Source organism: Vibrio sp. JC009, from assembly GCF_029016485.1.
Taxonomy (GTDB): domain Bacteria; phylum Pseudomonadota; class Gammaproteobacteria; order Enterobacterales; family Vibrionaceae; genus Vibrio.
Genome location: NZ_CP092106.1, coordinates 949,652 through 973,427, shown reverse-complemented (window position 1 = coordinate 973,427; position 23,776 = coordinate 949,652). Strand labels below are relative to the sequence as shown.

Annotated in this window: 23 protein-coding genes; 6 read left to right on the top strand and 17 right to left on the bottom strand. The window is 46.2% G+C overall.

What is annotated here, in order from left to right:
• Positions 1-15 precede the first annotated feature (15 nt).
• The 11 genes from tmk to yceD all read right to left on the bottom strand — a co-directional run bounded on the left by tmk (position 16) and on the right by yceD (position 9,011).
• Positions 16-645 (bottom strand): dTMP kinase, encoded by a 630-nt coding sequence (gene tmk, locus L3Q72_RS04570; protein ID WP_275131489.1) that lies wholly within the window; start codon positions 643-645, stop codon positions 16-18.
• Between the two features lie 138 nt (positions 646-783).
• On the bottom strand, positions 784-1,800 hold the full coding sequence (gene mltG, locus L3Q72_RS04565) for an endolytic transglycosylase MltG (RefSeq protein WP_275131488.1): 1,017 nt from the start codon (positions 1,798-1,800) through the stop codon (positions 784-786).
• Entirely contained in the window at positions 1,797-2,600 is an 804-nt protein-coding gene (pabC, locus tag L3Q72_RS04560; RefSeq protein ID WP_275131487.1) for an aminodeoxychorismate lyase, read from the bottom strand. Before pabC ends, mltG begins: the two co-directional genes overlap by 4 nt.
• A 189-nt stretch (positions 2,601-2,789) precedes the next feature.
• On the bottom strand, positions 2,790-4,040 hold the full coding sequence (gene fabF / locus L3Q72_RS04555) for a beta-ketoacyl-ACP synthase II (protein WP_275131486.1): 1,251 nt from the start codon (positions 4,038-4,040) through the stop codon (positions 2,790-2,792).
• Positions 4,041-4,131: 91 nt separating this feature from the next.
• On the bottom strand, positions 4,132-4,365 hold the full coding sequence (gene acpP / locus L3Q72_RS04550) for an acyl carrier protein (RefSeq protein ID WP_004406112.1): 234 nt from the start codon (positions 4,363-4,365) through the stop codon (positions 4,132-4,134).
• A 165-nt stretch (positions 4,366-4,530) separates the two neighbouring features.
• On the bottom strand, positions 4,531-5,265 hold the full coding sequence (gene fabG, locus L3Q72_RS04545; RefSeq protein WP_275131485.1) for a 3-oxoacyl-ACP reductase FabG: 735 nt from the start codon (positions 5,263-5,265) through the stop codon (positions 4,531-4,533).
• A gap of 15 nt (positions 5,266-5,280) precedes the next feature.
• Positions 5,281-6,204 (bottom strand): ACP S-malonyltransferase, encoded by a 924-nt coding sequence (fabD, locus tag L3Q72_RS04540; RefSeq protein ID WP_275131484.1) that lies wholly within the window; start codon positions 6,202-6,204, stop codon positions 5,281-5,283.
• A 65-nt stretch (positions 6,205-6,269) separates the two neighbouring features.
• Entirely contained in the window at positions 6,270-7,244 is a 975-nt protein-coding gene (locus L3Q72_RS04535; RefSeq protein WP_275131483.1) for a beta-ketoacyl-ACP synthase III, read from the bottom strand.
• A gap of 5 nt (positions 7,245-7,249) precedes the next feature.
• Positions 7,250-8,275 (bottom strand): phosphate acyltransferase PlsX, encoded by a 1,026-nt coding sequence (plsX, locus tag L3Q72_RS04530; protein ID WP_275131482.1) that lies wholly within the window; start codon positions 8,273-8,275, stop codon positions 7,250-7,252.
• A gap of 9 nt (positions 8,276-8,284) precedes the next feature.
• Positions 8,285-8,455 carry a 50S ribosomal protein L32 gene (rpmF, locus tag L3Q72_RS04525; protein ID WP_275131481.1) on the bottom strand — a complete coding sequence of 57 codons (171 nt, stop codon included), beginning with the start codon at positions 8,453-8,455 and terminating at the stop codon, positions 8,285-8,287.
• 31 nt (positions 8,456-8,486) lie between these two features.
• Positions 8,487-9,011, bottom strand: coding sequence for a 23S rRNA accumulation protein YceD (gene yceD, locus L3Q72_RS04520; protein WP_275131480.1), 525 nt, complete (start codon positions 9,009-9,011; stop codon positions 8,487-8,489).
• 117 nt (positions 9,012-9,128) lie between these two features.
• Here yceD and L3Q72_RS04515 point away from each other — a divergent pair, with 117 nt between their 5' ends.
• Positions 9,129-9,713 carry a nucleoside triphosphate pyrophosphatase gene (locus tag L3Q72_RS04515; protein ID WP_275131479.1) on the top strand — a complete coding sequence of 195 codons (585 nt, stop codon included), beginning with the start codon at positions 9,129-9,131 and terminating at the stop codon, positions 9,711-9,713.
• A gap of 75 nt (positions 9,714-9,788) precedes the next feature.
• On the opposite strand, the gene rluC is transcribed toward L3Q72_RS04515, so the two are convergent.
• Positions 9,789-10,745, bottom strand: a complete 957-nt coding sequence (gene rluC, locus L3Q72_RS04510) for a 23S rRNA pseudouridine(955/2504/2580) synthase RluC (RefSeq protein WP_275131478.1) — start codon at positions 10,743-10,745, stop codon at positions 9,789-9,791.
• Between the two features lie 632 nt (positions 10,746-11,377).
• Here rluC and rne point away from each other — a divergent pair.
• Complete coding sequence (gene rne / locus L3Q72_RS04505; protein WP_275131477.1) at positions 11,378-14,272, top strand: ribonuclease E; 2,895 nt, start codon at positions 11,378-11,380, stop codon at positions 14,270-14,272.
• Positions 14,273-14,394: 122 nt separating this feature from the next.
• Here rne and L3Q72_RS04500 read toward each other — a convergent pair whose 3' ends face one another.
• Positions 14,395-14,685: a SemiSWEET transporter gene (locus L3Q72_RS04500; protein WP_275131476.1), complete on the bottom strand. Its 291-nt coding sequence runs from the start codon at positions 14,683-14,685 to the stop codon at positions 14,395-14,397.
• 258 nt (positions 14,686-14,943) lie between these two features.
• Between L3Q72_RS04500 and L3Q72_RS04495 the strand changes: the two genes are divergently transcribed.
• From L3Q72_RS04495 to L3Q72_RS04485, 3 genes are all read left to right on the top strand, one after another.
• Positions 14,944-15,993: an iron ABC transporter permease gene (locus L3Q72_RS04495; protein WP_275131475.1), complete on the top strand. Its 1,050-nt coding sequence runs from the start codon at positions 14,944-14,946 to the stop codon at positions 15,991-15,993.
• On the top strand, positions 15,993-16,757 hold the full coding sequence (locus L3Q72_RS04490) for a heme ABC transporter ATP-binding protein (protein WP_275131474.1): 765 nt from the start codon (positions 15,993-15,995) through the stop codon (positions 16,755-16,757). The genes L3Q72_RS04495 and L3Q72_RS04490 overlap by 1 nt, the downstream gene beginning before the upstream one ends.
• Before the next feature lie 184 nt (positions 16,758-16,941).
• Complete coding sequence (locus L3Q72_RS04485) at positions 16,942-18,501, top strand: SulP family inorganic anion transporter (RefSeq protein WP_275131473.1); 1,560 nt, start codon at positions 16,942-16,944, stop codon at positions 18,499-18,501.
• Between the two features lie 48 nt (positions 18,502-18,549).
• Here L3Q72_RS04485 and L3Q72_RS04480 read toward each other — a convergent pair whose 3' ends face one another.
• From L3Q72_RS04480 to L3Q72_RS04465, 4 genes are all read right to left on the bottom strand, one after another.
• Positions 18,550-19,026: a low molecular weight protein-tyrosine-phosphatase gene (locus L3Q72_RS04480; RefSeq protein ID WP_275131472.1), complete on the bottom strand. Its 477-nt coding sequence runs from the start codon at positions 19,024-19,026 to the stop codon at positions 18,550-18,552.
• 367 nt (positions 19,027-19,393) lie between these two features.
• A complete protein-coding gene (locus tag L3Q72_RS04475; protein ID WP_275131471.1) occupies positions 19,394-19,936 on the bottom strand; it encodes an RlfB protein in 543 nt (180 codons plus the stop codon).
• 3 nt (positions 19,937-19,939) lie between these two features.
• On the bottom strand, positions 19,940-20,641 hold the full coding sequence (locus tag L3Q72_RS04470) for a DUF3800 domain-containing protein (RefSeq protein WP_275131470.1): 702 nt from the start codon (positions 20,639-20,641) through the stop codon (positions 19,940-19,942).
• 171 nt (positions 20,642-20,812) lie between these two features.
• On the bottom strand, positions 20,813-21,025 hold the full coding sequence (locus L3Q72_RS04465) for a hypothetical protein (protein WP_275132127.1): 213 nt from the start codon (positions 21,023-21,025) through the stop codon (positions 20,813-20,815).
• Between the two features lie 254 nt (positions 21,026-21,279).
• Here L3Q72_RS04465 and L3Q72_RS04460 point away from each other — a divergent pair, with 254 nt between their 5' ends.
• Complete coding sequence (locus tag L3Q72_RS04460; RefSeq protein WP_275131469.1) at positions 21,280-23,739, top strand: EAL domain-containing protein; 2,460 nt, start codon at positions 21,280-21,282, stop codon at positions 23,737-23,739.
• Positions 23,740-23,776: the final 37 nt, after the last annotated feature.

Sequence of the window (23,776 nt, the reverse complement as noted above, 5' to 3'; positions counted from 1 at the left end):
CAAAGCCCCCAGAGGTTAAATCTGAATAACTTCTTTAACAATAGATAAAACGTCCTCTATAACTGCCGCCAGTGGCTGAGACGCATCTACAATTGCAAAACGCTCAGGATATTTAGATGCTTGTTCTAAATAGCCGTTACGTGCTTTATCTAAAAATTCTAATTTTTCCATCTCTAGACGATCTAATCCATCACCACGCATGTTAACACGTTCCAGACCCACTCTTGGATCAAGGTCAAGGATGATTGTCATATCCGCTCTAAAGCCGTTGAGCGCGATTTCGTTAAGTTGATCAATTAGTGGGAGAGGTAAGCCACGAGCGTAATGCTGAAAACTAACAGTAGCAGACTCAAAACGATCAGAAAGAACAATCTTCCCGCTCTCAATACTGGGTAGTATTTTCTCTTGAACATGTTGAGCGCGAGATGCGGCAAACAACAATAATTCAGTAGTATCACACATCTCAGGGGTATCAGGGCTAAGAATGATTTCTCGCACCTTCTCACCAATGGGTGTTCCTCCAGGCTCTCTGCTTAAAACGACTTCCCGACCTACTGATAGCAGATAATCATTGATTGACTTAATAACCGTGCTTTTCCCTGCACCATTACTACCATCACAAACAATCATGCAGCCTGAATTCATATAACCTCACTCAAAACCATCTCTCATTGGTTTACATTATATCACAACCAAAAATAATATCAATTGGTTTACATAAATATCAAACCAAAAATAATGCACCTTCCAGTCCTTCTACTACAATAAATTTCGCGTCTTTCATTATTTCTTTTTTCTTAACTGTTTCAGGTATGCACGAACTGCACGGTTATGTTCGGTCAAAGTCTTGGAAAATACATGGCCACCCTTTCCGCTGGCGACAAAGTAGAGATACTTTGTGCTCTCAGGGTTTAAAGCAGCTTTGATAGAAGCCTCACCCGCCATCGCTATCGGCGTTGGCGGCAGGCCTTTAATCACGTAGGTATTATACGCAGTGGGCGTCTGAAGATCCTTCTTGCGGATATTCCCTTTGTATTTATCGCCCATTCCGTAGATCACTGTCGGGTCTGTCTGTAGGCGCATTCCGCGCTTTAGACGGTTGTTAAATACCGACGAAACCGTGGTCCGCTCCGACTCCACAGCGGTCTCTTTTTCAATAATTGATGCCAGAATCAAGGCATCATAAGCACTTTTTAGCGGAAGCTTGTCTTGTCTTGCTTCCCAGCTACTTTCAAGCACCTTAGTCAGTTTATCGTTAGAGCGCTTTAATATCTCAAGATCAGAAGTACCGGCAGTGTAATGATAGGTCTCAGCCAGAAACAAGCCTTCCAGCTTTTCTTTATCCAGTCCAAGCTTTTTCGCGATCTCAGCTTCAGAAAGCGCCTTGGTATCGTGAGTCAGGAACTGGGCAGAGTTAAGGATTTCACGCCATTCGCTAAAACGGCTTCCTTCCACAAAGGTAATCGCAAACTGATGCTCTTTACCGTCGATAAGAAATGCCAGCGCCTGTGCCAGAGTCATATCGGGCTGAAGCTGGAATGTACCGGCCTTGAGTTTGACCAGTTCCGGCCTTACGCGACGTACAAATCGTGAATAGTCACTTGGCTTTATCCACTCTTTTTCCTCAAGCTGTCTGAGAACGGACTGGAAGCTGCTGCCACTTTTGATGGTAATGATTTCAGCTGAATCCAGTGCCATCGGCTGACCCAGATACTGATTAACCTGTTGCAGGCCATAAAAAACAGCGCCACCAGCAATGGCAGCTGCCAGTAAGACCAGCAAAAATAACTTCTTAATCACGAATTCTGATTCTCCTGAAAACTTCGTGTAACCGCACCTATCTCAAAGCAGCGGTTTTGTATCTTAGTTACCGGGGCTATCCCCAGTATTGAATTTGTCATAAAGACTTCGTCAGCACTGTCCAGGTGATCCAGCGTGAAATCACCTATCTGCACTTCTAATCCGAGCTGTGGTGCAGCCTGAATAACCAGCCTCCGCATCACTCCGGCAACACCACACATATCCGTGCTCGGTGTATAAAGGGTATTGCCTTTCTTCCAGAAAATATTTGCCATTGTGGTTTCAACCACATGCCCCTGAATGTCCAGGACAAGAGCATCAAGCAAGCCCTTTTCATCCACTTCCGCTTTTGTGATCACCTGCTCCAGGCGATTATTATGTTTATGGCCTGCCAGTAACGGATTCAGCCCGAGTCTGCGCTCACAAACGCCAAGCTCAACGCCGTTGTCCCGCCAGTAGTAATAATGCTCAGGGAAAAGAAAAGCGCTAATGGTCACAGTAGGCTGACTAACACCGGCCGGGCTATAACCCCGCCCCCCCTCACCTCTGCTGATATGCAGCTTTAACCCTGCATAGCCATCGGTAAAAGCGGCTTTTTCCAGCCAACCGCTCACCGTGTCCCAGTCGGGCCCGGGAATTGCCAACAGTTCAAGGCAAGCCTGCATCCGCTCAATATGAAGCGGCCAGTTCTGCACCCGGCCATCGAAAGTCCGCATGGTGGTAAAACAGCCATCTCCGTACTGGAATGAACGATCCCTTACTGAAATTGACTCGCTTAGTTTTCCATTAACCAGAATCATGCAGTCCTTCACCATCCGCTCCGGGGAACACCCCAGTTCCCCTCAATACCAATAGAGGCAAAGTCCCAGGACCTATAGGACGAAGTCCGTTCCCAGGGCCCAGAACCCATAAACACAAAAAACGGCTCAATGCTAAGCATCAAGCCGCTTTAAAACAAGTTTATTTTACTCTGAGAGCAAAACCAATCTTTATTCAGCGATCTTCTTAAAGATTAGAGAACCGTTCGTACCACCAAAGCCGAATGAATTACACAGAGCATATTCCATGTTCTCTACTTTACGAGCCGTGTGTGGAACAAGGTCAATATCACAACCCTCATCCGGGTTATCCAGATTGATTGTTGGCGGAACCATCTGATCAACCAGAGACATAATTGTGATGATAGCTTCAACAGAGCCAGCAGCACCCAGAAGGTGACCAGTCATAGACTTAGTTGAAGAAACCAGTACGCTCTTAGACGCCTCTTCACCAAGAGCACGCTTCACGCCTTTAAGCTCAGCAACGTCACCAGCCGGAGTAGAAGTACCGTGTGCGTTTACATAGCCGATCTGCTCGCCAGAGATACCAGCGTCACGCATAGCCGCTTCCATTGCCAGTGCGCCACCAGAACCGTCTTCGCTTGGCGCTGTCATATGGTAAGCGTCACCGCTCATACCAAAGCCTACAAGCTCAGCGTAGATCTTAGCACCACGTGCTTTCGCATGTTCGTACTCTTCCAGTACCAGCATGCCCGCACCGTCACCAAGAACAAAACCGTCACGGTCTTTGTCCCAAGGACGAGAAGCCTTCTGAGGCTCGTCATTGCGGCTTGAAAGCGCTCTTGCAGCAGCAAACCCGCCCATACCAAGAGGTGTAGACGCTTTTTCAGCACCACCGGCAACCATTGCGTCAGCATCGCCGTATGCAATCATACGTGCAGCGTGACCAATGTTATGAAGACCTGTTGTACATGCTGTAGAAATAGCGATATTCGGACCACGCATGCCTTTCATAATAGAAAGGTGGCCAGCAATCATATTTACGATTGTTGAAGGAACGAAAAACGGACTGATTTTTTTCGGGCCTTTATCAACCAAAGCCTTATGACCTGCTTCAATCAGGCCCAGACCACCAATACCTGAACCAATCGCGACACCAACGCGTGGTGCGTTTTCAGCGTTGATTTCCAGACCTGAGTCATTGATAGCCTGAATACCGGCTGCGATACCGTACTGGATAAACAGATCCATCTTACGAGCATCTTTTTTAGACATATACTCTTCGCAGTTAAAGTCTTTAACCATACCTGCAAAACGAGTTGAGAATTCTGATGCATCAAAGTGCTCAATAGTTGTGATACCACTTTGACCTTCTAGCAGGGCCTTCCATGAAGATTCTACTGTGTTGCCGACCGGTGACAACATACCCATGCCAGTGACAACGACGCGACGCTTGGACACGATATTATTCTCCGGAATTGATTTAAAAAGAGAGGATAAAGGTTTAGATAGAACTCAGGCGGTCAAGGTGACCGCCTGGAAGAGAATAATATTACTGAGCGCTGTTTACGTAGTCGATTGCAGCTTGAACAGTAGTGATTTTCTCTGCTTCTTCGTCTGGAATCTCAGTGTCGAATTCTTCTTCTAGAGCCATTACCAGCTCAACTGTGTCCAGAGAGTCAGCGCCTAGATCATCAACGAAAGAAGCTTCGTTTTTAACTTCTGCTTCATCCACACCTAGTTGTTCAACAATGATTTTCTTTACGCGTTCTTCGATGTTGCTCATTTTTTCTTTTCCTTTACAGATTCGCTCAATGCGATGTTTTCCGTAGTTTATTCAAACTTTTGAAAGTTGCAAGACCGACCTTGCTGGTCAAACCACAAATTTCACGAATTTAACCGAAATTACATACATTTTTGACCTAAGTCATGCCTAATTTTTAGACAAAACTTAAACCATGTACATTCCACCATTCACGTGAAGTGTTTCACCAGTGATATAAGCAGCATCATCTGATGCTAAAAATGCCACTGTTGTCGCAATTTCACGAGGATCGCCCAAACGACCTGCAGGCACCTGAGATAGTGTAGCAGCACGTTGGTCATCGTTCAGCGCTTTTGTCATGTCAGTTTCAATAAAACCTGGAGCAACAGTGTTCACTGTTACACCACGTGAAGCCACTTCACGTGCCATTGACTTGGTAAAACCAATAACACCAGCTTTAGCTGCTGCATAGTTGGCCTGACCAGCATTACCCATAGTACCAACAACTGAACCAATATTAATGATACGTCCGTTACGTTTTTTCATCATTCCACGCAGAACTGCTTTAGAAAGACGGAAAATAGACGTCAGGTTAGTATCCATGATATCTGTCCATTCGTCATCTTTCATACGCATCAACAGGTTATCACGGGTGATACCAGCATTGTTGATCAGAATATCAACACTGCCAAACTCTTCATTAATTGCTTTAAGAACAGCTTCAACAGACTCTGGCTGGGTCACGTTCAGAGCCATACCCTTGCCTTTGTCGCCAAGGTATTCGCTGATCGCAGCTGCACCGTTTTCACTGGTTGCTGTACCAATAACTGTGGCACCGCGTTCAACCAAAAGTTCCGCGATTGCACGGCCAATACCGCGACTTGCACCAGTTACTAAAGCAATTTTGCCTTCTAGCATCATTGTTATCACCTCAATTTACTTAGCAGCGTCTAAAGATGCAGCGTCATTTACCGCTGCTGCGCTAAGTGTTTTTACAATACGTTTCGTCAAACCTGTCAGAACCTTGCCCGGACCAAGCTCAAGCAGTTTCTCAACACCGTCTTCGCTCATCTTCTGAACGCCTTCAGTCCAGCGAACCGGGCTGTAAAGCTGTCTTACCAGAGCGGCTTTGATTTTAGCCGGGTCAGTCTCAGCGATAACATCAACATTGTTGATCACCGGGATGACAGGAGTATTAAATTCAATATCTTGCAGTGCAACTTCCAGCTTTTCAGCTGCAGGTTTCATTAGTGCGCAGTGAGAAGGCACTGAAACCGGAAGAGGAAGAGCACGCTTCGCGCCTGCTTCTTTACAAAGCGCACCTGCACGCTCAACGGCATCTTTGTTACCTGCGATAACTACCTGACCAGGAGAGTTAAAGTTAACCGGTGATACCACTTCACCCTGTGCCGCTTCTTCACAAGCTTTTGCAATGCTTTCATCATCAAGGCCGATGATTGCGAACATAGCACCAACGCCTGCCGGTACCGCTTCCTGCATTAGCTGACCACGCTTTTCAACCAGCTTGATTGCATCTTTAAAGTCGATAACGCCAGCACATACCAGTGCTGAGTATTCACCCAGGCTGTGACCTGCAAGGTTTGCAGGCTGCTCAAGCCCCTGCTCCTGCCATACACGCCAGATTGCTACAGAAGAAGCCAGCAGTGCAGGCTGAGTGCGGTGAGTCTGATTCAGATCTTCCGCTGGACCATTCTGAACCAAAGCCCAAAGATCGTAGCCCAGAACTTCTGACGCTTCTGCAAATGTGTTCTTTACAACTTCGTACTGTTCACCAAGTTCAGCCAACATCCCAACTGTCTGAGAGCCCTGACCCGGAAATACGATAGCAAACTTGCTCATAGTTATTTTTCCTTAAGCACGCAATATGAAAAGGATGGCTGGAGCCACCCTTAAATTTAATTCGGTTAGAATCTGACCAGTGCAGATCCCCAGGTGAAGCCGCCGCCAAATGCTTCAAGAAGCATTGTCTGGCCGCGTTTGATTCGTCCGTCACGCACAGCTTCATCTAACGCTGTCGGTACGGTTGCCGCAGAGGTATTGCCATGACGGTCCAAGGTTACCACTACCTGCTTCATGTCCAGAGACAATTTCTTCGCTGTCGCAGTAATGATACGCATGTTAGCCTGATGAGGAACCAGCCAGTCAAGCTCGGACTTATCCATATCGTTGGCTTTTAATGTCTCTTTTACCAGACGTGAAAGCTGGGTTACCGCTACCTTAAACACTTCATTACCAGCCATATGCAGCCAGCTGTTGATATCATCACCAAAGGCGTTGTTTTCATCGATAACGCGCTCTGGATATTTAAGGCTTAGCAGATCGCCAAAGCGGCCATCGGCATTAATATGAGTCGACAGAATGCCCGGCTCTTCACTTGCTCCAACCACCACTGCTCCGGCAGCATCACCAAACAGAATAATGGTTGAGCGATCCGTCGGGTCACAGGTCTTCGAAAGTGCATCGGCGCCAATAACCAGAATGTTTTTGCACATGCCGGTTTTAATATGCTGATCAGCAACAGATAATGCATACACAAAGCCCGAACATGCCGCTGCCATATCAAAAGCCGGACAATGTTTAATTCCAAGCTGCTCCTGCACCTGACACGCTGCAGATGGGAATGCGTGAGAACCACTGGTAGTTGCAACAATGATCATATCGATATCGTTTTTATCGATTTCTGCCATATCTATGGCATTTTGCGCCGCTTTTGCTGCCATATCAGCAACGGTTTCATCTTCTGCTGAAATACGGCGCTCTTTAATGCCGGTTCTCTGAACGATCCACTCATCGCTTGTATCTACCATTTTCTCCAGGTCTGCGTTTGAACGCACCTGAGATGGCAGGTAGCTGCCTGTTCCTAAAATTTTGCTAAACATGAAGACTAATAATGCCTCTCGAGTAAAACCGTTTCCAAACGATCGCTTATACGTCCGGGTACCTGTCTTTTCACTTCCAGTACCGCTTCACCTATGGCGTTGATAATAGCAGGAATATCTGCACTTCCGTGACTTTTTATTACAATGCCGCGCAATCCTAACAAACTTGCGCCGTTATACTGGTCGGGGTTCAGGGTTTTTAGCTCAGTAAATAGCTCTGAGAACAATTTTCTTGCTATCCAGCCCTTCAGGTTGGGCGTTGCCATATGCTCTTTTAGCTTGCCAATAAACAGATGCGCCACACCTTCACAGGTTTTCAGGCAGACATTGCCCACAAAGCCGTCACAAACGACAACGTCTGCTGCATCGTGCAGCAGTTGGTCACCTTCTACAAAGCCGATATAGTTTACTGAGCTGATCTGATTTAATAATTCTGCGCAGCGCTTCACTAAATCGTTGCCCTTAATATCTTCCTCGCCAATATTTAAGATGGCGACGCGCGCAGGGCGATTCAAGTGCTCTTCTGCCAAGGCACAACCCATGACGGCAAACTGGAAAAGCGTATCAGCATCGACAGAAACGTTAGCCCCTAAATCCAGCATCCAGGTTTTGTTCCCCAGAGCGGTTGGCAGTGCAGACACCAACGCCGGTCTTTCTATGCCGGGAAGCAGTTTTAGCCTAAACCGGGAAAGTGCCATCAAGGCACCTGTGTTGCCACCGCTCAGACAGGCATCGGCCTCTCCGTCCGCAACCAGATCCAATGCAATACGCATGGATGTATCTGTACTGTTACGCAAGGCGAGAGAAGGTTTTTCAGAATTAGAGATGACTCGGTCACTGTGCCTGATAGTGAGTCTTGTGCCCGGCACATAACCGATTTGAGATAATTGACTGGTGATCGTCTCTTGATCACCCACTAGGATCACTTTTAGCTCTGGGAAATGCGACAGTGCCTGCACGGCGGCAGGCACTGTTACGCGAGGACCGAAATCCCCGCCCATTGCATCAAGTGCAACGGTAATATTTTGCAAAGGTCAACCTTACTTGTTGATAACCTTCTTGCCACGGTAGTAACCGTCAGCAGTCATGTTGTGACGCAGGTGAGTTTCACCTGAAGTTGCGTCTACAGACAGAGCAGCTGTAGTTAGGGCATCGTGTGAACGACGCATACCACGCTTAGAACGAGTTTTACGGTTTTTTTGTACGGCCATTGACCCTACTCCTATGTCTTAACTTAAAACTTTAACGCTTTAAATTCTTTAAAACTTCAAACGGATTCGGTTTCTCTTCCTCAGTTTCCTTCGGAAGTTCACCAAACACCAAGTTGCTTGAATCAACGCTGCAATCCGCTTCGTCGTGCATTGCTACCTGAGGCAATCCCAGAATGAACTCGTCTTCAACCAGTTGTATGAGATCGACTTCACCGTACTCGTTCAGATCTACCAAATCGTACTCTTCCGGTGCATCCTCTTCACTTTTAGCACTGTAATACGGTGTATAAGTGAATTGGACTTCACACTCGTGTGTGAAAATCTCGTTACAACGCTGACACTCTAAATCGACTTCGACGTTAGCTTTACCAGAGATAACGACTAATCGCTGTTCATCCAGCTCAAATGACAATGAGACTTCTGCGTCGCGTTTTACGCCTTCGACTGACTCCGCTAAACGCTTCAAAAGACTGACCTGAATGCTACCAACATAATCAAGTCTCTTCTGAGCCGCTTTGGATGGGTCAACCGTTCGCGGTATTTTTACCTTTTGCATAGGGCGCGAATTCTAGCCTTCTATTCTCTTCGAGTCAAAGGATAAAGGTAAAAAACTTACGCTTTTTTTCTTTTCAGATTAATATGACTCAATCGTATTATAAATAGCACTTTTACTATGCCAGATTTACCGCTAATCCTTGCTTCAACCTCTCCATTCAGAAAGTCCATTCTGGATAAACTAGGACTTGATTTCGACATTGCCAGTCCCGACTGCGATGAAACACCACTTGTTAATGAAACTCCGGAATTATTGGTCAAAAGACTGGCATTAAGCAAAGCAAAAAGCTGCCATACAGACAAACCGGCTCTGTTTATCGGCTCTGATCAGGTATGCGTAATTAACGATAAAATAATAGGCAAACCGCTAACCAGAGAAAAAGCCATACGCCAACTCTCAGACGCCAGCGGCCAGAAAATCACCTTCTACACCGGAATCGCCCTTTATAACAGCAAAACCGGCACTGAACAGGTCGAAATGGATACGTTTACTGTTCATTTCAGGCAATTGAGCCAATCTCAGATTGAAAACTATGTAGATAAAGAACAGCCGCTTTACTGCGCGGGAAGTTTTAAAAGCGAAGGGCTGGGGATTGCGTTGTTTGAGAGGCTGGAGGGGAAAGACCCTAATACCTTGGTTGGGTTGCCGTTGATTACGCTTGTGGATATGTTGGGGCGGGAAGGGGTTAGAATTTTGGGTTGAAGGCCCTCGGCCCTAGGACAATGCTAGCTTTTTGTTCTACGCACTTCCCAGGGACCAGCAGGGCGAAGCCCGAACCTAGGGCCTAGGGCCAACCTTCCGAAGCCCTTCCAACACCTTCTCCAATTTCCCCCCCATCGGTGCCGAAATATCCATCTCCTTCTCCGTTCCCGGGTGGATAAACTTAATATTTGCGGCATGCAGGAAAAGCCTGTCCAGGCCAAACTTTCCGGTATAGGCATCAAATCTTCTGTCGCCGTATCTGTCGTCCCAGGCGATTGGGTGGCCTGTGTATTGGGTGTGTACGCGGATCTGGTGAGTTCTGCCGGTGATCGGGCTTGCCTGAACCAGAGTGGCGTCAGAGAATTTTTCCAGGATCTTAAAGCGGGTTTCTGACGGTTTACCGTTCGGGTTAACACGCACGATGCTATTTACTTCATTTTTCAGCAAAGGAGCGTTAACGACACGGCAGCTGTTTTTCCAATGCCCCATAACAAGTGCGAAGTAGTATTTCTGAACCGTTTTGTTTCTGAACTGAGCCTGCAGATGACGAAGCGCTGAACGTTTCTTTGCCACCAGCAGAATGCCTGAGGTGTCACGGTCAATCCTGTGTACCAGCTCCAGAAAGCGTGCCTGAGGTCTGAGTGCACGAAGTGCTTCGATGGCTCCGAAGCTTAAACCACTACCACCGTGAACTGCTGTGCCCGATGGTTTGTTAAGGATCAGCATATGGTCATCTTCAAACAGAATACAGTTTTCCAGTTCCGCTACCCGGTTCAGTTTAGTATTTGGGATATCTTTCTGTTCCGTCTCCTCCACTTTTACCGGAGGAACCCTCACCAGATCGCCTGCTTTTAGCTTATATTCAGCCTTGATGCGCTTTTTGTTTACGCGCACCTCCCCTTTCCTGATAATTCGATAAATCAGGCTTTTAGGGACATTTTTCAGTTGATTGCGTAAAAAGTTGTCAATACGCTGCCCAGCCATATCTTCATCGATATCAACAAACTGGACTTTAGTTTTAATCTCGGTCATGTGCTCTAGCTTAGCAATTCTGTGCGATCTGGTTTATTTGTTGCTGTTTTTGCAACAGGCGCGACATTCTAAAAAATCTAAAAATGAAATGGAAACTGAAGTTAAAAATTATTTTTTACACAGCCTGTGAATAACAATTGGAGTTTTAACTGGACAAAAATAAGCCACTCAGGCAATTCAGTTCTATTTTCAGCACGTTACATTTACTTCCATGTTAATCCAATGTGTTTTTTTTCCCTGTTTATAACAAAGCAGATTGCCGTGTTTTCTTCTCGCTGCTATAGTTCACAACTGAAATAGGCAGATTGGTGATATTTTGCACTTTTCCTTCTGCCTTATGTCAAAGCAATGTGAGTAGAACACTTCATTATCAGGATGCTGCACCGGCGTAAGACTTTCTGAATGAAGAACACTTGTCGCTCTACTCATCGTTCACTGATGTTGAGTTACGTACCACCTCAGATGTGGATCAGGTATTTTATCAGTAATAAATACCTGATGACTGTTGTGTCCCCGAGCATCCCTTCCAGCCGTGAGGTTGCACCACTGAACCATGGGATCTGACACCATCAGTATCGAAGCAAAGCGACAAGAAAATGAAAATATAAAGAAAAGACAACGAGAATTTCTAAATGAAAAGAATGTTAATTAACGCAACTCAAAAGGAAGAGTTGCGTGTTGCACTGGTTGATGGCCAGCGGCTTTTCGATCTCGATATCGAGAGCCCGGGACATGAATCAAAGAAGGCCAATATCTATAAAGGCCGGATTACCCGCATTGAACCAAGTCTTGAAGCTGCATTTGTCGATTACGGCGCAGAAAGACACGGTTTCCTTCCTCTAAAAGAGATCGCAAAAGACTACTTCCCCGAAGGTTACACCTATCAGGGCCGTCCAAGCATTAAAGAAGTGCTGCAAGAAGGTCAGGAAGTGATTGTTCAGGTTGAAAAAGAAGAGCGTGGCAGTAAGGGCGCGGCTTTAACAACCTTTATCTCACTTGCTGGCAGCTACCTGGTTCTGATGCCGAACAACCCTCGTGCCGGTGGTATCTCCCGCCGCATTGAAGGTGACGAGCGTACTCAGCTTAAAGCAGCACTCAGCACTCTTGAACTGCCTCAGGGTATGGGCCTTATCGTCCGTACTGCAGGTGTTGGCAAAAGCGCTGAAGAGCTTGAGTGGGACCTTAACGTACTGCTTAACCACTGGAATGCAATCAAGGAAGCGGCAGACTCAAATCCTGCTCCATTCCTGATCCACCAGGAAAGTAACGTTATTGTCCGCGCGATTCGTGATTACTTGCGTCGTGATATCGGTGAAATCCTTATCGACAGCAACTCTATCTACGAACGTGCCCGTGCGCATATTCAGCTGGTTCGTCCTGACTTTATTAACCGCGTTAAGAAGTACGACGGCGAAGTGCCACTGTTCAGCCACTACCAGATTGAAAGCCAGATCGAATCTGCTTTCCAGCGTGAAGTGCGTCTGCCATCAGGTGGCTCTATCGTTATCGACCCGACTGAAGCCCTGACTTCTATCGATATCAACTCTGCCCGAGCAACAAAAGGCGGTGATATCGAAGAAACGGCACTGAACACTAACCTTGAAGCAGCTGATGAGATTGCTCGCCAGCTACGTCTTCGTGACCTTGGTGGTCTGGTTGTTATCGACTTTATCGATATGACTCCGGTTCGCCACCAGCGTGAAGTGGAAAACCGCCTTCGCGAAGCTGTCCGCATGGACCGTGCCCGCGTACAGATTGGCCGTATTTCACGTTTCGGTCTGCTGGAAATGTCACGTCAGCGCCTGAGCCCTTCACTGGCTGAAGCAAGCCACCATATCTGTCCTCGCTGTTCAGGTACCGGTGTGGTTCGTGATAACGAATCACTGGCTCTGTCGGTACTTCGTCTGATTGAAGAAGAAGCGCTGAAAGAAAACAGTGCACAGATTCTGGCTGTGGTTCCGGTCGCCATCGCTTCTTATCTGCTGAACGAAAAGCGTCGCTCAATTAACCATATTGAACGCATTCAGGACGTAAACATCATTGTTGTGCCTAACGCCGATATGGAAACGCCACACTTTGAAGTCATCCGCGTTCGTGAAGGCGAAGAGCAACAACTGCTTTCTTACCTGCTTCCTAAGAAACTGGATGCAATGAAAGAAGCAGAAGCGAAAGAACCTGCTGATGTAGAAATCAAGCCGAAGAAAGTTGAAGAGCCTGTACTGAAAGGTTTTGCAGCTCCGGCACAATCTGCACCGGCACCTCAGCCAGCAGCACCAGTTGCGGCTCCGGCTGCGCCTGAACCAAAAGCAGCTGCTGAGAAAAAACCAGGTGCAATCACCCGATTCCTGAAAGCGCTTGGCAGCTTCCTGTTTGGTTCTTCTGAAGCAGAAGAGAAGCCAAAGGAAGAAGAGAAGAAGCCGGCTGAAAAAGAGCCTCGCGATAACCGCAACCGCCGCGACAACAAGAACCGTCGCCGCAGCGGAAACCGTGACAACCGCGATCCTAACAAGCGTAAGCGTCGTCCGAACAAGGCAGATCAGGATGCTCAGGCAACCGATAAAGCTGCTGACTCTCGTAAAGAGCAGAAAGAGCGTAAGCCTAAGCAGGACAAGAAGGGCAAATCACAGTCTAAAGTTGCTGAACAGGGCAAGAAACTGGCTGCAGAAGCTCAGTCTGATAAGTCTTCTGAAGAGAAGGCAGCTAAGGTTAAACAGCGCCGTGAACGTCGCCAACTGCAGAAGAAAGTTCGCGTAAAAGATCAGGATGCTAAAGCTGAAAATGCAAATGTTGCAGCTGAAGTTAAAGTTGCTGAAGAAGCAGCGAACAAAGCAGCTGATAAAGCCCAGGCTCCGAAATCTGAAGAGAAGGAAGAAGGCAAGCAACAGCGTCGCGGCCGTCGTACTCCTCGCCATCTGAGAGCGAATGGCCAGCGTCGCCGTCGCGGACGTGATCGCAGACCAAACCCATTCCGCCTGCGTAAAGGTGGGGTAGCCTCTCCTGAAATGGCGTCAGGCAAAGTAATGCCTAAGTACGACCTTTACAAGCCTAAGCGTAAAGAGCGTAAGCCTAAGAAAGAGCAGGTAGAAATGCCGGTAATGGGTGGATTTGCTTGTCCTGAAATGGCGATGGGTAAAGTGATTATCAGCCGTCCGGTTGAGGTTGTTGAAAAACCTGTAGTAGAGCAGCCAATCGCAGAACAAGTGGTAGAAACAGTAGTTGAGCCAGTTGCAGCAGCTCCTGTAGTTGAAGTTGCAGAACCGGTAGTTGAAACACCAGTTGTTGAAGAAACACCTAAGAAAGAGGTGGCAGCTCCTGTGGCAGAAGAAGTGAAACCAGCAAAAGAAAAACGCGCTTTCACCTCTCACGCAGCGTCAGCAATGACAAAAGCTCCGGGCCCTGATGAACTGGCTGAAATCCAGGTGGTTGCAGCTCCGTTCCGCGAAGAGCGTTACCAGCCAAAAGGCGCAGGTAGCATGACAGCGACGAATCAGGCTTCATCTGGAATGGCTAAGCCAACCGGGTACTGATTGAGTCCTTGTTAAACGAAATAAAAGAGGCTGTCAGATGACAGCCTCTTTTTTATACCAATAATCAGCGCTTCAGTGATTGCGCAGGCAAAATCGCTAATAGCCGGGATTGGTATTATTTATCAATGAGACTCTTGAGCCGTTTTTCTTTTCAGTAACGTACTTTTTATCTTCAGAAACAAAATCACAGACGCCAGTGTAAGAGTCACTGCATTGGCCAGAATGATCGGCAGATCCTGCACAAGAAAACCATAGATTAACCATAAACCAACGCCAAAAACGAAAAATGAGTACATTCCAAGAGAAATCGCTTCTGTGTCCTTCGTTTTTAAGGTTTGTAACACCTGAGGAATAAACGAGCATGTGGTGCAAAAGGCAGCTACATATCCCAAATTAGTTGGATCAATATTCATGGTTTATCCTCGCGCTTAGTTCTTAATCAGCGGCTAAATATATACGAACTTACTGATTTCAAAAGCGATAAAAACACTTTGTGCAACATCGATCGCAAGTTTTTGATTCCGTGATTAGCCACTGCTCTGATGACAAATTTGACAGTGAATTGCCGCTCACTCAATTGCACCCTCTTCTAATACAGGCACTTGCAGGTCATAATAGCTGGAATATTTAAATCACGAGAACCGGCCTGAGCGATTACACCCAGTATGAATATGAAAACAAGTGGCAGAGCATCCATCAGGCTACTCATTCCGGCCGGTTTATTTTTACTCTATATCGCTATTGTTGCTTCCGTGACAATAGGCCCGATGGACATCTCTTTTTCTGACAGCTTTCTGGCCATCATACCGGATATCTTCTTCTCCGATAAAGCGCTGGCACCTCATATTGAACTTATTATTCAACAGGTAAGGCTGCCCCGTACTCTTCTTGCTGTCGCCATTGGGGCAATTCTGGCTATCTGCGGAACAGTGATGCAAGGCCTGTTTCGTAATCCGCTGGCGGATCCGGGAATTATCGGCGTCTCCGCCGGTGCATCACTGGGAGCCGCTGTGGCCATCGTACTTTTTGGCGGCCTTGCTCAGCAGTATCCAACGCTTTTGCTCTTTGGCACCGTACCGGTATTTGCTTTTCTGGGGGGGACACTCGCCAGTGCCCTTGTATACAGGCTAGGTACAAGCAACTCGGGCACCTCGGTTTCTATGATGCTGCTTGCGGGTATCGCAGTTGGCGCTCTAGCCGGAGCCGGTCTCGGCATGATGAACTATTTTGCTGATGATCAGGCGCTGCGCGACCTTTCACTCTGGACAATGGGCTCGCTGGCCGGAAGCAACTGGAAAGGGATAGCGCTTGCATTTGTGTGTCTGGCGATTTTATTTATGCTGTTTATCAGAGATGCAAATAAGCTTAACGCCCTGCTGCTGGGCGAACCGGAAGCCAGACATATGGGCATTGATGTTCATTCACTCAAACGCCGCTTAATTCTGCTTACAGCGGCCGGAGTGGGTATCACCGTATCGCTCTCCGGTATCATCGGCTTTATCGGACTGGTAGTTCCGCATCTGGGAAGAATGCTGTCCGGTCCGAACCACAGAACATTATTGCCGGTTTCAATGATCATTGGCGCACTGCTTTTACTGGTTGCAGATATGGTTGCCCGTACCATAGTCGCCCCAATGGATATGCCGGTGGGTATCATTACCGCCTTGATAGGTTCTCCATTTTTCTTGTGGTTACTGGTTAAACAGAGAGGAAAATTGTAATGTCGGTTTCCCTTAAAAATATCAGTCTGAAACTCAGCGGCAAATCGATTCTCGACAATATTAGTGTTACCTTCCGCCCGGCTGAGCTGACCATTCTTCTTGGCCCAAACGGAGCGGGTAAAAGCAGCCTGCTTAAGATGATCACCCGCGAGTGGGCTTGTAACGGTGAAATCCATTATTTTGATATCCCTGCTTCAGACTGGAAACCTGAGCACATCGCCAGACACCTGGGCGTGCTACCGCAATCCAGCTCTCTGAGCTTTAATTTCACCGTTCGTGAAGTGGTGGAGCTGGGAGCTATGACTCTTAAAGCCAGTCAAAACCAAATCCGTAGTATTGCTGACAAATATATGCAGGCCAGCGATATCAGCCACCTGTCTGACAGACTTTATCCCAGCCTGTCGGGAGGTGAAAAACAAAGGGTACACCTGGCAAGAATACTGACTCAGCTTGAACAGAGCGGCAACCAGAAAATAGTATTGCTGGATGAGCCAACTTCAGCGCTTGATTTGTCACATCAGCATAAGACCCTGCAACAGGCTAAGTCACTGACAAAAGAAGGCGCTTCTGTCGTTGCGGTCATCCATGATCTCAATCTGGCAGCAAAATATGCAGACCGGGTAATGATTCTTGATCAGGGCAAACTTGTGGCGGACGGCTCTCCATGGGAAACCCTGACGGAAGAGAAGATTCTGGAAGTCTATAACTGGCCGGTAAAAGTTATCAACCACCCGGAAAAAGACCACCCGGTCATACTCAGCTAAAATTGTTTATTTTACGCTCGAAATAAAATCTGCCGACATTGAACTTCATCACACTTTTCTGTAGGATGCGCAGCGTTACTGAGTACCCGATCACATTTGTTTCCAGCCTCACTTTAACGCTCATTCTTGGCTCGAACAGCAAATTTGGTTGGCATCAAACTATTAGCTATAAAACTGGATCCTAATGTTCGAATTTCCTAAATTTTCAAATCATTCCGCTAAGAATGATATTTTGTCTGGTTTAACCGTTGCCCTGGCACTGGTACCAGAAGCTGTTGCATTCGCCTTTGTTGCGGGTGTTGACCCTATGGTTGGTCTGTACGCCGCATTTATCGTCGGCCTTGTTACTTCTATCTTTGGTGGTCGCCCGGGTATGATCTCTGGTGCTACAGGTGCAATGGCGGTTGTTATGGTAAGCCTGGTACTTGAGCACGGTGTTCAGTATCTGTTTGCTGCCATCCTGCTTGCAGGTGCTCTGCAGGTTTGTGCCGGTATCTTTAAGCTGGGTAAATTTATCCGCATGGTGCCGCACCCTGTAATGATCGGCTTTGTAAACGGTCTGGCGATCGTTATCTTCCTGGCACAGTTGGGCCAGTTTAAAGCGCCGGATATCAGTGGTGCACTGACATGGCTGCCTGCCGATCAAATGGCTCTGATGCTTGGCCTGGTTCTTGTGACCATGGCAATCATTCACTTCCTGCCTAAGTTTACAACTGCCATCCCTTCATCTCTGGCGGCAATTGTGTTTATCACGCTTGTTGTGCAACTTCTTGGTCTGGAAACCCGCACCGTTGTTGATTTCCTTCGCACCATGTCCGGTGATGAGGCTGCAACTCTGGCCGGTACACTGCCAACGTTTTCAACGCCTCAGGTGCCGTTTAACTTCGAGACTCTGAGCATTATTCTGCCGTACGCTGTTATTCTTGCTGCTGTTGGCCTGATTGAGTCTCTGCTGACACTGACAGTTATCGACGAAATGACCAACACCCGTGGTCAGGCAAACCGCGAATGTGTGGGCCAGGGCTTTGCTAACCTGACCTGTTCTGTATTCGGGGCAATGGGTGGTTGTGCGATGATCGGTCAGTCAATGATCAACGTAAACTCTGGTGGCCGTGGTCGCCTTTCCGGTATCGTTGCTGCGCTGGCTCTGCTTTGCTTTATCCTGTTTGCATCAAGCCTGATTGAAATGATTCCGCTGGCAGCGCTGGTTGGCGTTATGTTTATGGTAGTTATCGGCACCTTCGAATGGGCAACCTTCAAGCTGGCCCGTAAAGTACCAAAACAGGACTTCTTCGTAATCGTTCTGGTAACTGTGGTTACAGTTATGACTGACCTTGCGGTTGCGGTTGTGGTTGGTGTTATCGCATCTGCTCTTATGTTTGCATGGCAGCACGCTAAGCACATCTACGCCAGCAGTAAGATCACTGAAGATGGCACCAAAGAGTACAAGGTAAATGGCCCAGTATTCTTCGGATCTGCTGCTAACTTCCTTGAGCTGTTCAATGCTCAGAACGACCCGGAAACCGTTGTCGTGGATTTTGCTAACTCACGCGTTGCAGACCACTCTGCCATTGAAGCGATTGAAACTCTGGCTGAGCGCTATACCGCTCAGGGCAAAACGCTTCACCTGCGTCACCTTAGCCCGGATTGCCGTAACCTGCTTGAAAAAGCGGGAAGTCTGGTTGAGATTAACGTAAAAGATGACCCTAGCTACAAGGTAGCAACGGACGTTCTGGCGGGTTAATAAACCTACTCAAAGAGAAAGCCCTGCAAATGTTTGCAGGGCTTTCTTTTATTTATCGTACTGTATCTTTCTGAGCAAAGTCTCACTGGCCTCTTCAATCAAATCCAGAACCAGCTCAAAACCATCGTCCCCGCCATAATATGGATCCGGGATCTCATCGTATTCAGGGTGATAATGACCAAGAAACAGCTTTATCTTATGCACATGATCCACCGGACACATTGAAAGCAGATCACCCATATTATCTCTGTCTGCCGCGAGGATAAGATCGTAATATTCAAAGTCCTCTTCAATGACCTGTCTGGCTTCCATTCCCTTAAAGGAGTAACCCCGCTTCTCACCAGCCGTTCTTGCTCTGTAGTCAGGTTCGCTCCCTGCATGAAAGCTGATGGTTCCCGCCGAATCCACTTCCACCGGAATATTTAACCTTTCAGCGGTCGCTTTTAAAACCGCTTCACCGGTTGGAGAGCGGCAGATATTGCCCATGCAAACTATCAAGATTTTAGTTTTATCTTTATTTTTCATGATGTTAACCTCATAAAAACCACTAAATTAACACCTCAATGAACAAAAATAAAGTGGTTAGAATTCATTAAGTTAATAATAGTTTTGGAGGAGCTTTTCAGCAAGACAGTTCTAAAAGCGGATGCTACCAACAGGCTTGCTCATTCGTTTTGCTAACCATCTGACGTACCTGGTAATCACTTGTCATATAATTGTTTTTCTTATAATAACTTGAATGTAATTCAAAAATACTTGGCGTTACTCAAAAATTTTCTTGATAAAAATACGGTATTTACCCATACTTCACTTGCTCACCTACCATTGAGTAGGAAGAGGTGACCGCTAATCGCCCGGTCCATAATAGGCGACCATTTCTCATTATCTACAGTTAAAACCACTCACACCCTTCAAGCTCAGCTCGTTTACAATCAACATAGTCTGAATACCACTTCTGATAGCTATCGCGTTTATACGTCTCCGTAATGTAAAAGCTCGTGACCAAAAACGAGGTAGATTTCCCTAACTTCTGCACAATAACAACAAAGTCAGAATTATGAGCCCACAAATAAAGCCGTATGGGCTTCTTGCCCTTTGTTTCCTTGCGATAAAACAGCTTAATATCACCATGATCATGATTTTGCAGGATAGGCTTTACCCAATGAATTCTTGAGGCGCGGTCGGGATCTAAAAGTCGAGTTTTTACAGTTACAAACTTACCTTCTTTCTTAATTCGCTTTGTTTTATCTCGAGTTGTTATATGCCAGAAAACCTCCTCTTTGCCCTCCCTCATACCTTGTCCATGCGGATCAACATAGATTGATTCAGCCAAATAGGCTTCGTTTTGAACAAAGTCTTTATGAAAAATGGAGTACAAAAAATCGAATATCTCTGTCTCAGTCTTTTCTGGCAACTCAAGTGGTGCTTTAAGCATGCTTCACCCCCGTTGCCAGTTTGGTAAGAACCGGAATATATTAAAGTTTGTTTCCCATGGGGGCGTACCATAGTCCAAACCATGACCTAACTTATACTCAATATATTCAACGAGCTGGTTCTTTATTACACTAGTTTTCTCAATGTCATTCCGATTCCGGTAGGCCACAGCACCAATTATCAAATCACATAGCTGTATTAACTGAGACTCATAGCTTTGAACAATATATGCGTGAATATCAATTTCCTGCCGCCCTTCGGAATGAAGCACATCACAAAGCTTCGCGGTTTTTGCTCCACCCAATGTATCCATGTAGTCAAGATAGATCCGATATTGATCTCTTTGGCAAAGAAAGTCGCGCAACGTGTAATAAAACATCTTGTAGTAAAAAGTGTTATGCGACCCTTCATTAAAAAACGCATGATCGAGCCTTTCTTTGTGCTGAACGACAGTAGCCTTAAAGCAGATCTCCGGATCATCCAACATTAGATCTATCAAAGCCTTATAAAACGGGAACTGCTTTCTTACCAACTTGGTCCATTTGAGCTCGTTTTGATAGTTATGCTCATACCTTAACCATTTAATGTGGCGGGTAACGGCCTGCGCCTTATCTGCATCACAACATATAGCGCCGAGCACCATCACATCGGCACCGTCCTTCTGCAGATGGCAACTTTCATCACAAAATATTTTTTTCAATGGCATACCGTTACCTATCCAACTCAGTTATATCTTAATTTTACTTCTTACAAAAAATCGTTTTCTATCAATAAGCAATCAACAAAACGAAAACAAAACCAATCCATACAAAACAATAAGATAGCCATTATCCAATGCACTTTATATAGTGTTTAACTTCTCTCAATCAACAAACCATCAACAAAAATCTGTTACTTTGATTTTTCCTGTTACTGCGCTGTTGATAAGGGTGGTTTTGTATTCCTTGAGCTTTTCAATTTGTTGCTGCAAAACGTCTACAGCTCCATCGATTTTAATTGCCTCTGATTGACCAGATAACTGAGACAAGTTTGTTATGTACTGAATGGTCCATAGTTTTTCTTCTATGTTCTTAAATTGCTCAAAAATCAAGCAAGAAAATCAAATAGTTTCAGCCATTTTACTGCTTATTCGATTCAGTGGCGATTGGAAATATATGAAAGTATGTTGTCGATTTGCTTACACTCCATCTCAAGGCACTTTATGAGCACATACTCTATTTATATTGGAAATACGGTTATAGTCACGTATTCTTTATTTAGATAAGGAAATAATTAATAAACAGATACCAGACGCTTATTCGTTGATAGCTAAGCAACTCAGTTCAGGGAGGTTACAGGCTATTTATGACCAGATCTCTTTGGATATGTCTGCTGCTTTTAAGTCAGTCGCTTTTTGCTGCAGAGCTGATCATTGATGATCAGTTCAAGCGGCTTGATCTGACCACGCCGATAGCTACAGCCATTGATACTAAGGCCAGTGGCGCTGAATATATGCTTAAATTTGCAGATTTTAATCCAGTGCGGTATCAGGAGTCTCTGTCACCCAATACAAGCAGCTACTGGTATAAAATCGAGCTTTCAGCCTCCGGGCTCAGCCAACCCAAAAATCTGGCCCTTCTCTCTCAAAGCCAGATATTACAGCACTTCGACATCTATCTCTTTCAGCAGGGGAAATTGCTGCAAACCGCGCAACTGGGCATCAAAGACCGCCCGGCGAGTAATGATGTCTATCAGGGTGTGGTATTTAAGTTCCCTGTGAAAGTGGGCGATAAGCTCACTTTGTTAATCCGCAAAGAGAGTGACGGCCCGGCCATCATGCCACTAAGCCTGATGGATGACCAATCCCTCAATAATCATCAGGTAATTACCCTGTTTTTCTGGGGAGGCGCTGTCGGTGTCATTCTTGCGCTCGCGGCTTATAACGGCTTTATTTACGCTTTAAACAGACAAAGGTCGCAATACGGCTGGTATCTGCTTTTTCAGTTATTTATCTTCCTTACCTTCGCCCCGTTATTTGGGTTCGGCTACTTAATCTTTCCCGATGCTCTTTGCCGGTGGCTGGGCAGTCATATTGGCGTATTACATCTGATGTCACTATGGTGCGCTCTGATGTTCGGGCACCATTTCCTTGATATTAAAAAATTCCGCCCAAAAACCGGCCGGATAATAGAAAAAAGCGGCTGGATTTTGGCTGTATTACTGCTTATCAGTTTCCAGCTGACTGAATTACAACGTATGTACGTCACTTCAGTGCTTATCGTAATTGTATGTTATGTCTGTATTGGAACCGCGATTATCGCACTGAGGAAACAGTACTCGCCAGCCTCTTTTTACCTGCTTTCATGGGTCTGCACATGGGTTGGTGCAATTTGCGGATTCCTTACTTACAGCAATATCCTGCCGCAAAATATCATCACTATGCACAGCTTTATGATTGGCATCCTTGCTGAGCTCTATCTGTTGTCAGTGAGTCTTGCAAAACGCCTGCAGTATCAGGAGCAGCAGGAAGAGCAGCATCGTTTGATCGATCATACTCTGAACATGCCGAATCAGATTTTTTATCAATATGTCCTTAAAGACCAGCTCGCCGAGCGCGGGCTTGATATCAGGCGCATAAAACTGGTTCTGGTTCATCTGGAAGGTATGGACCATTTGATAAGTACCATGGGAGCAGAGTCCGTTGCTTCTGAAGCCAGAACTTTACTGGAAAAAATCGCCTGTCAGGTTTCTGAGCTAAGCTGGCAGATTGATCTGACTCTGGATAAAAAATACTTTGGCGTAAGCCTGTCCCCTCAACAAACTTTAGTGTTTGTCAGTGATGATTTGGCCACTGAGAAGCAGGTAGAAGTGCTGTCCGGTATCTGGCAAAACCAGTTAGCCGGCAGCTTATATTTTTCAGATTTGCATCTTAGAGCAGCAAGTGCCAGTGTTCAGTCTGAAGAGGAAGAGATTTCTGATCTGCACCAGAAGGCTTATATGGCTCTGCTGGAAGCACAAAAGAGAAATTTAAAATGGCTGCCATTTCATGAGCAGATGACTGAGGAAGCAGAGGCGCATGTCAAGATTTTGCATGAGCTAAAACTCGCCATAGCCCGGCGGCAGCTGGATATTTATATTCAGCCTCAGGTTGATCTTACAACCGGTAAAGTCGTTGGCGGTGAAGCCCTGATGCGTTGGACTCATCCTGTGATGGGCATGATTCCTCCCGGAGAATTTATCCCTATCGCTGAGCAGAGTGGACTGATAAACAGCCTGACCTGTATTGCCTTTGAAAAAGTATTTTCATGGCTTGAGCAATCAAAGGTCACAATCAATATCTCTATCAATATTTCAGTGCTCGATCTGCAGGAGAAGGACTTTATTGAATTTTTGCAGGAAACCAGTGCCCGGTATTCCGTTGATACGAGTAAAGTCACCCTGGAAATCACTGAGTCTCAGGAGCTGGACAGCTCTGATGATTTTGCTAAAAACATCAGCGCGATAAAAGAGTTAGGCTTTGCCATTTCCATCGATGATTTTGGTACCGGATACTCCTCTACCGCCTACCTGAGTCAGTTAAATATCGATGAAGTCAAAATTGACAGAGTGTTTATCCCGGACATTCAGAACAATACGGCAAACCAGACCATAGTAAAAACCCTCTTAAGTATGGCCGATGCCTTTGATGCCAGAACAGTTATTGAGGGCATTGAAACGCAGGAAGAGCTGGATATAGTCAGGAAGCTAAATGGTACCGTAGGCCAGGGGTATTTCTGGTCGCCAGCAATCTCAACCGGTGACTTTTCCAGCCAGTATTTAAGTTAGTTATAGAAAACTCATTGTGCTCCCTCCGCTAAAAGGC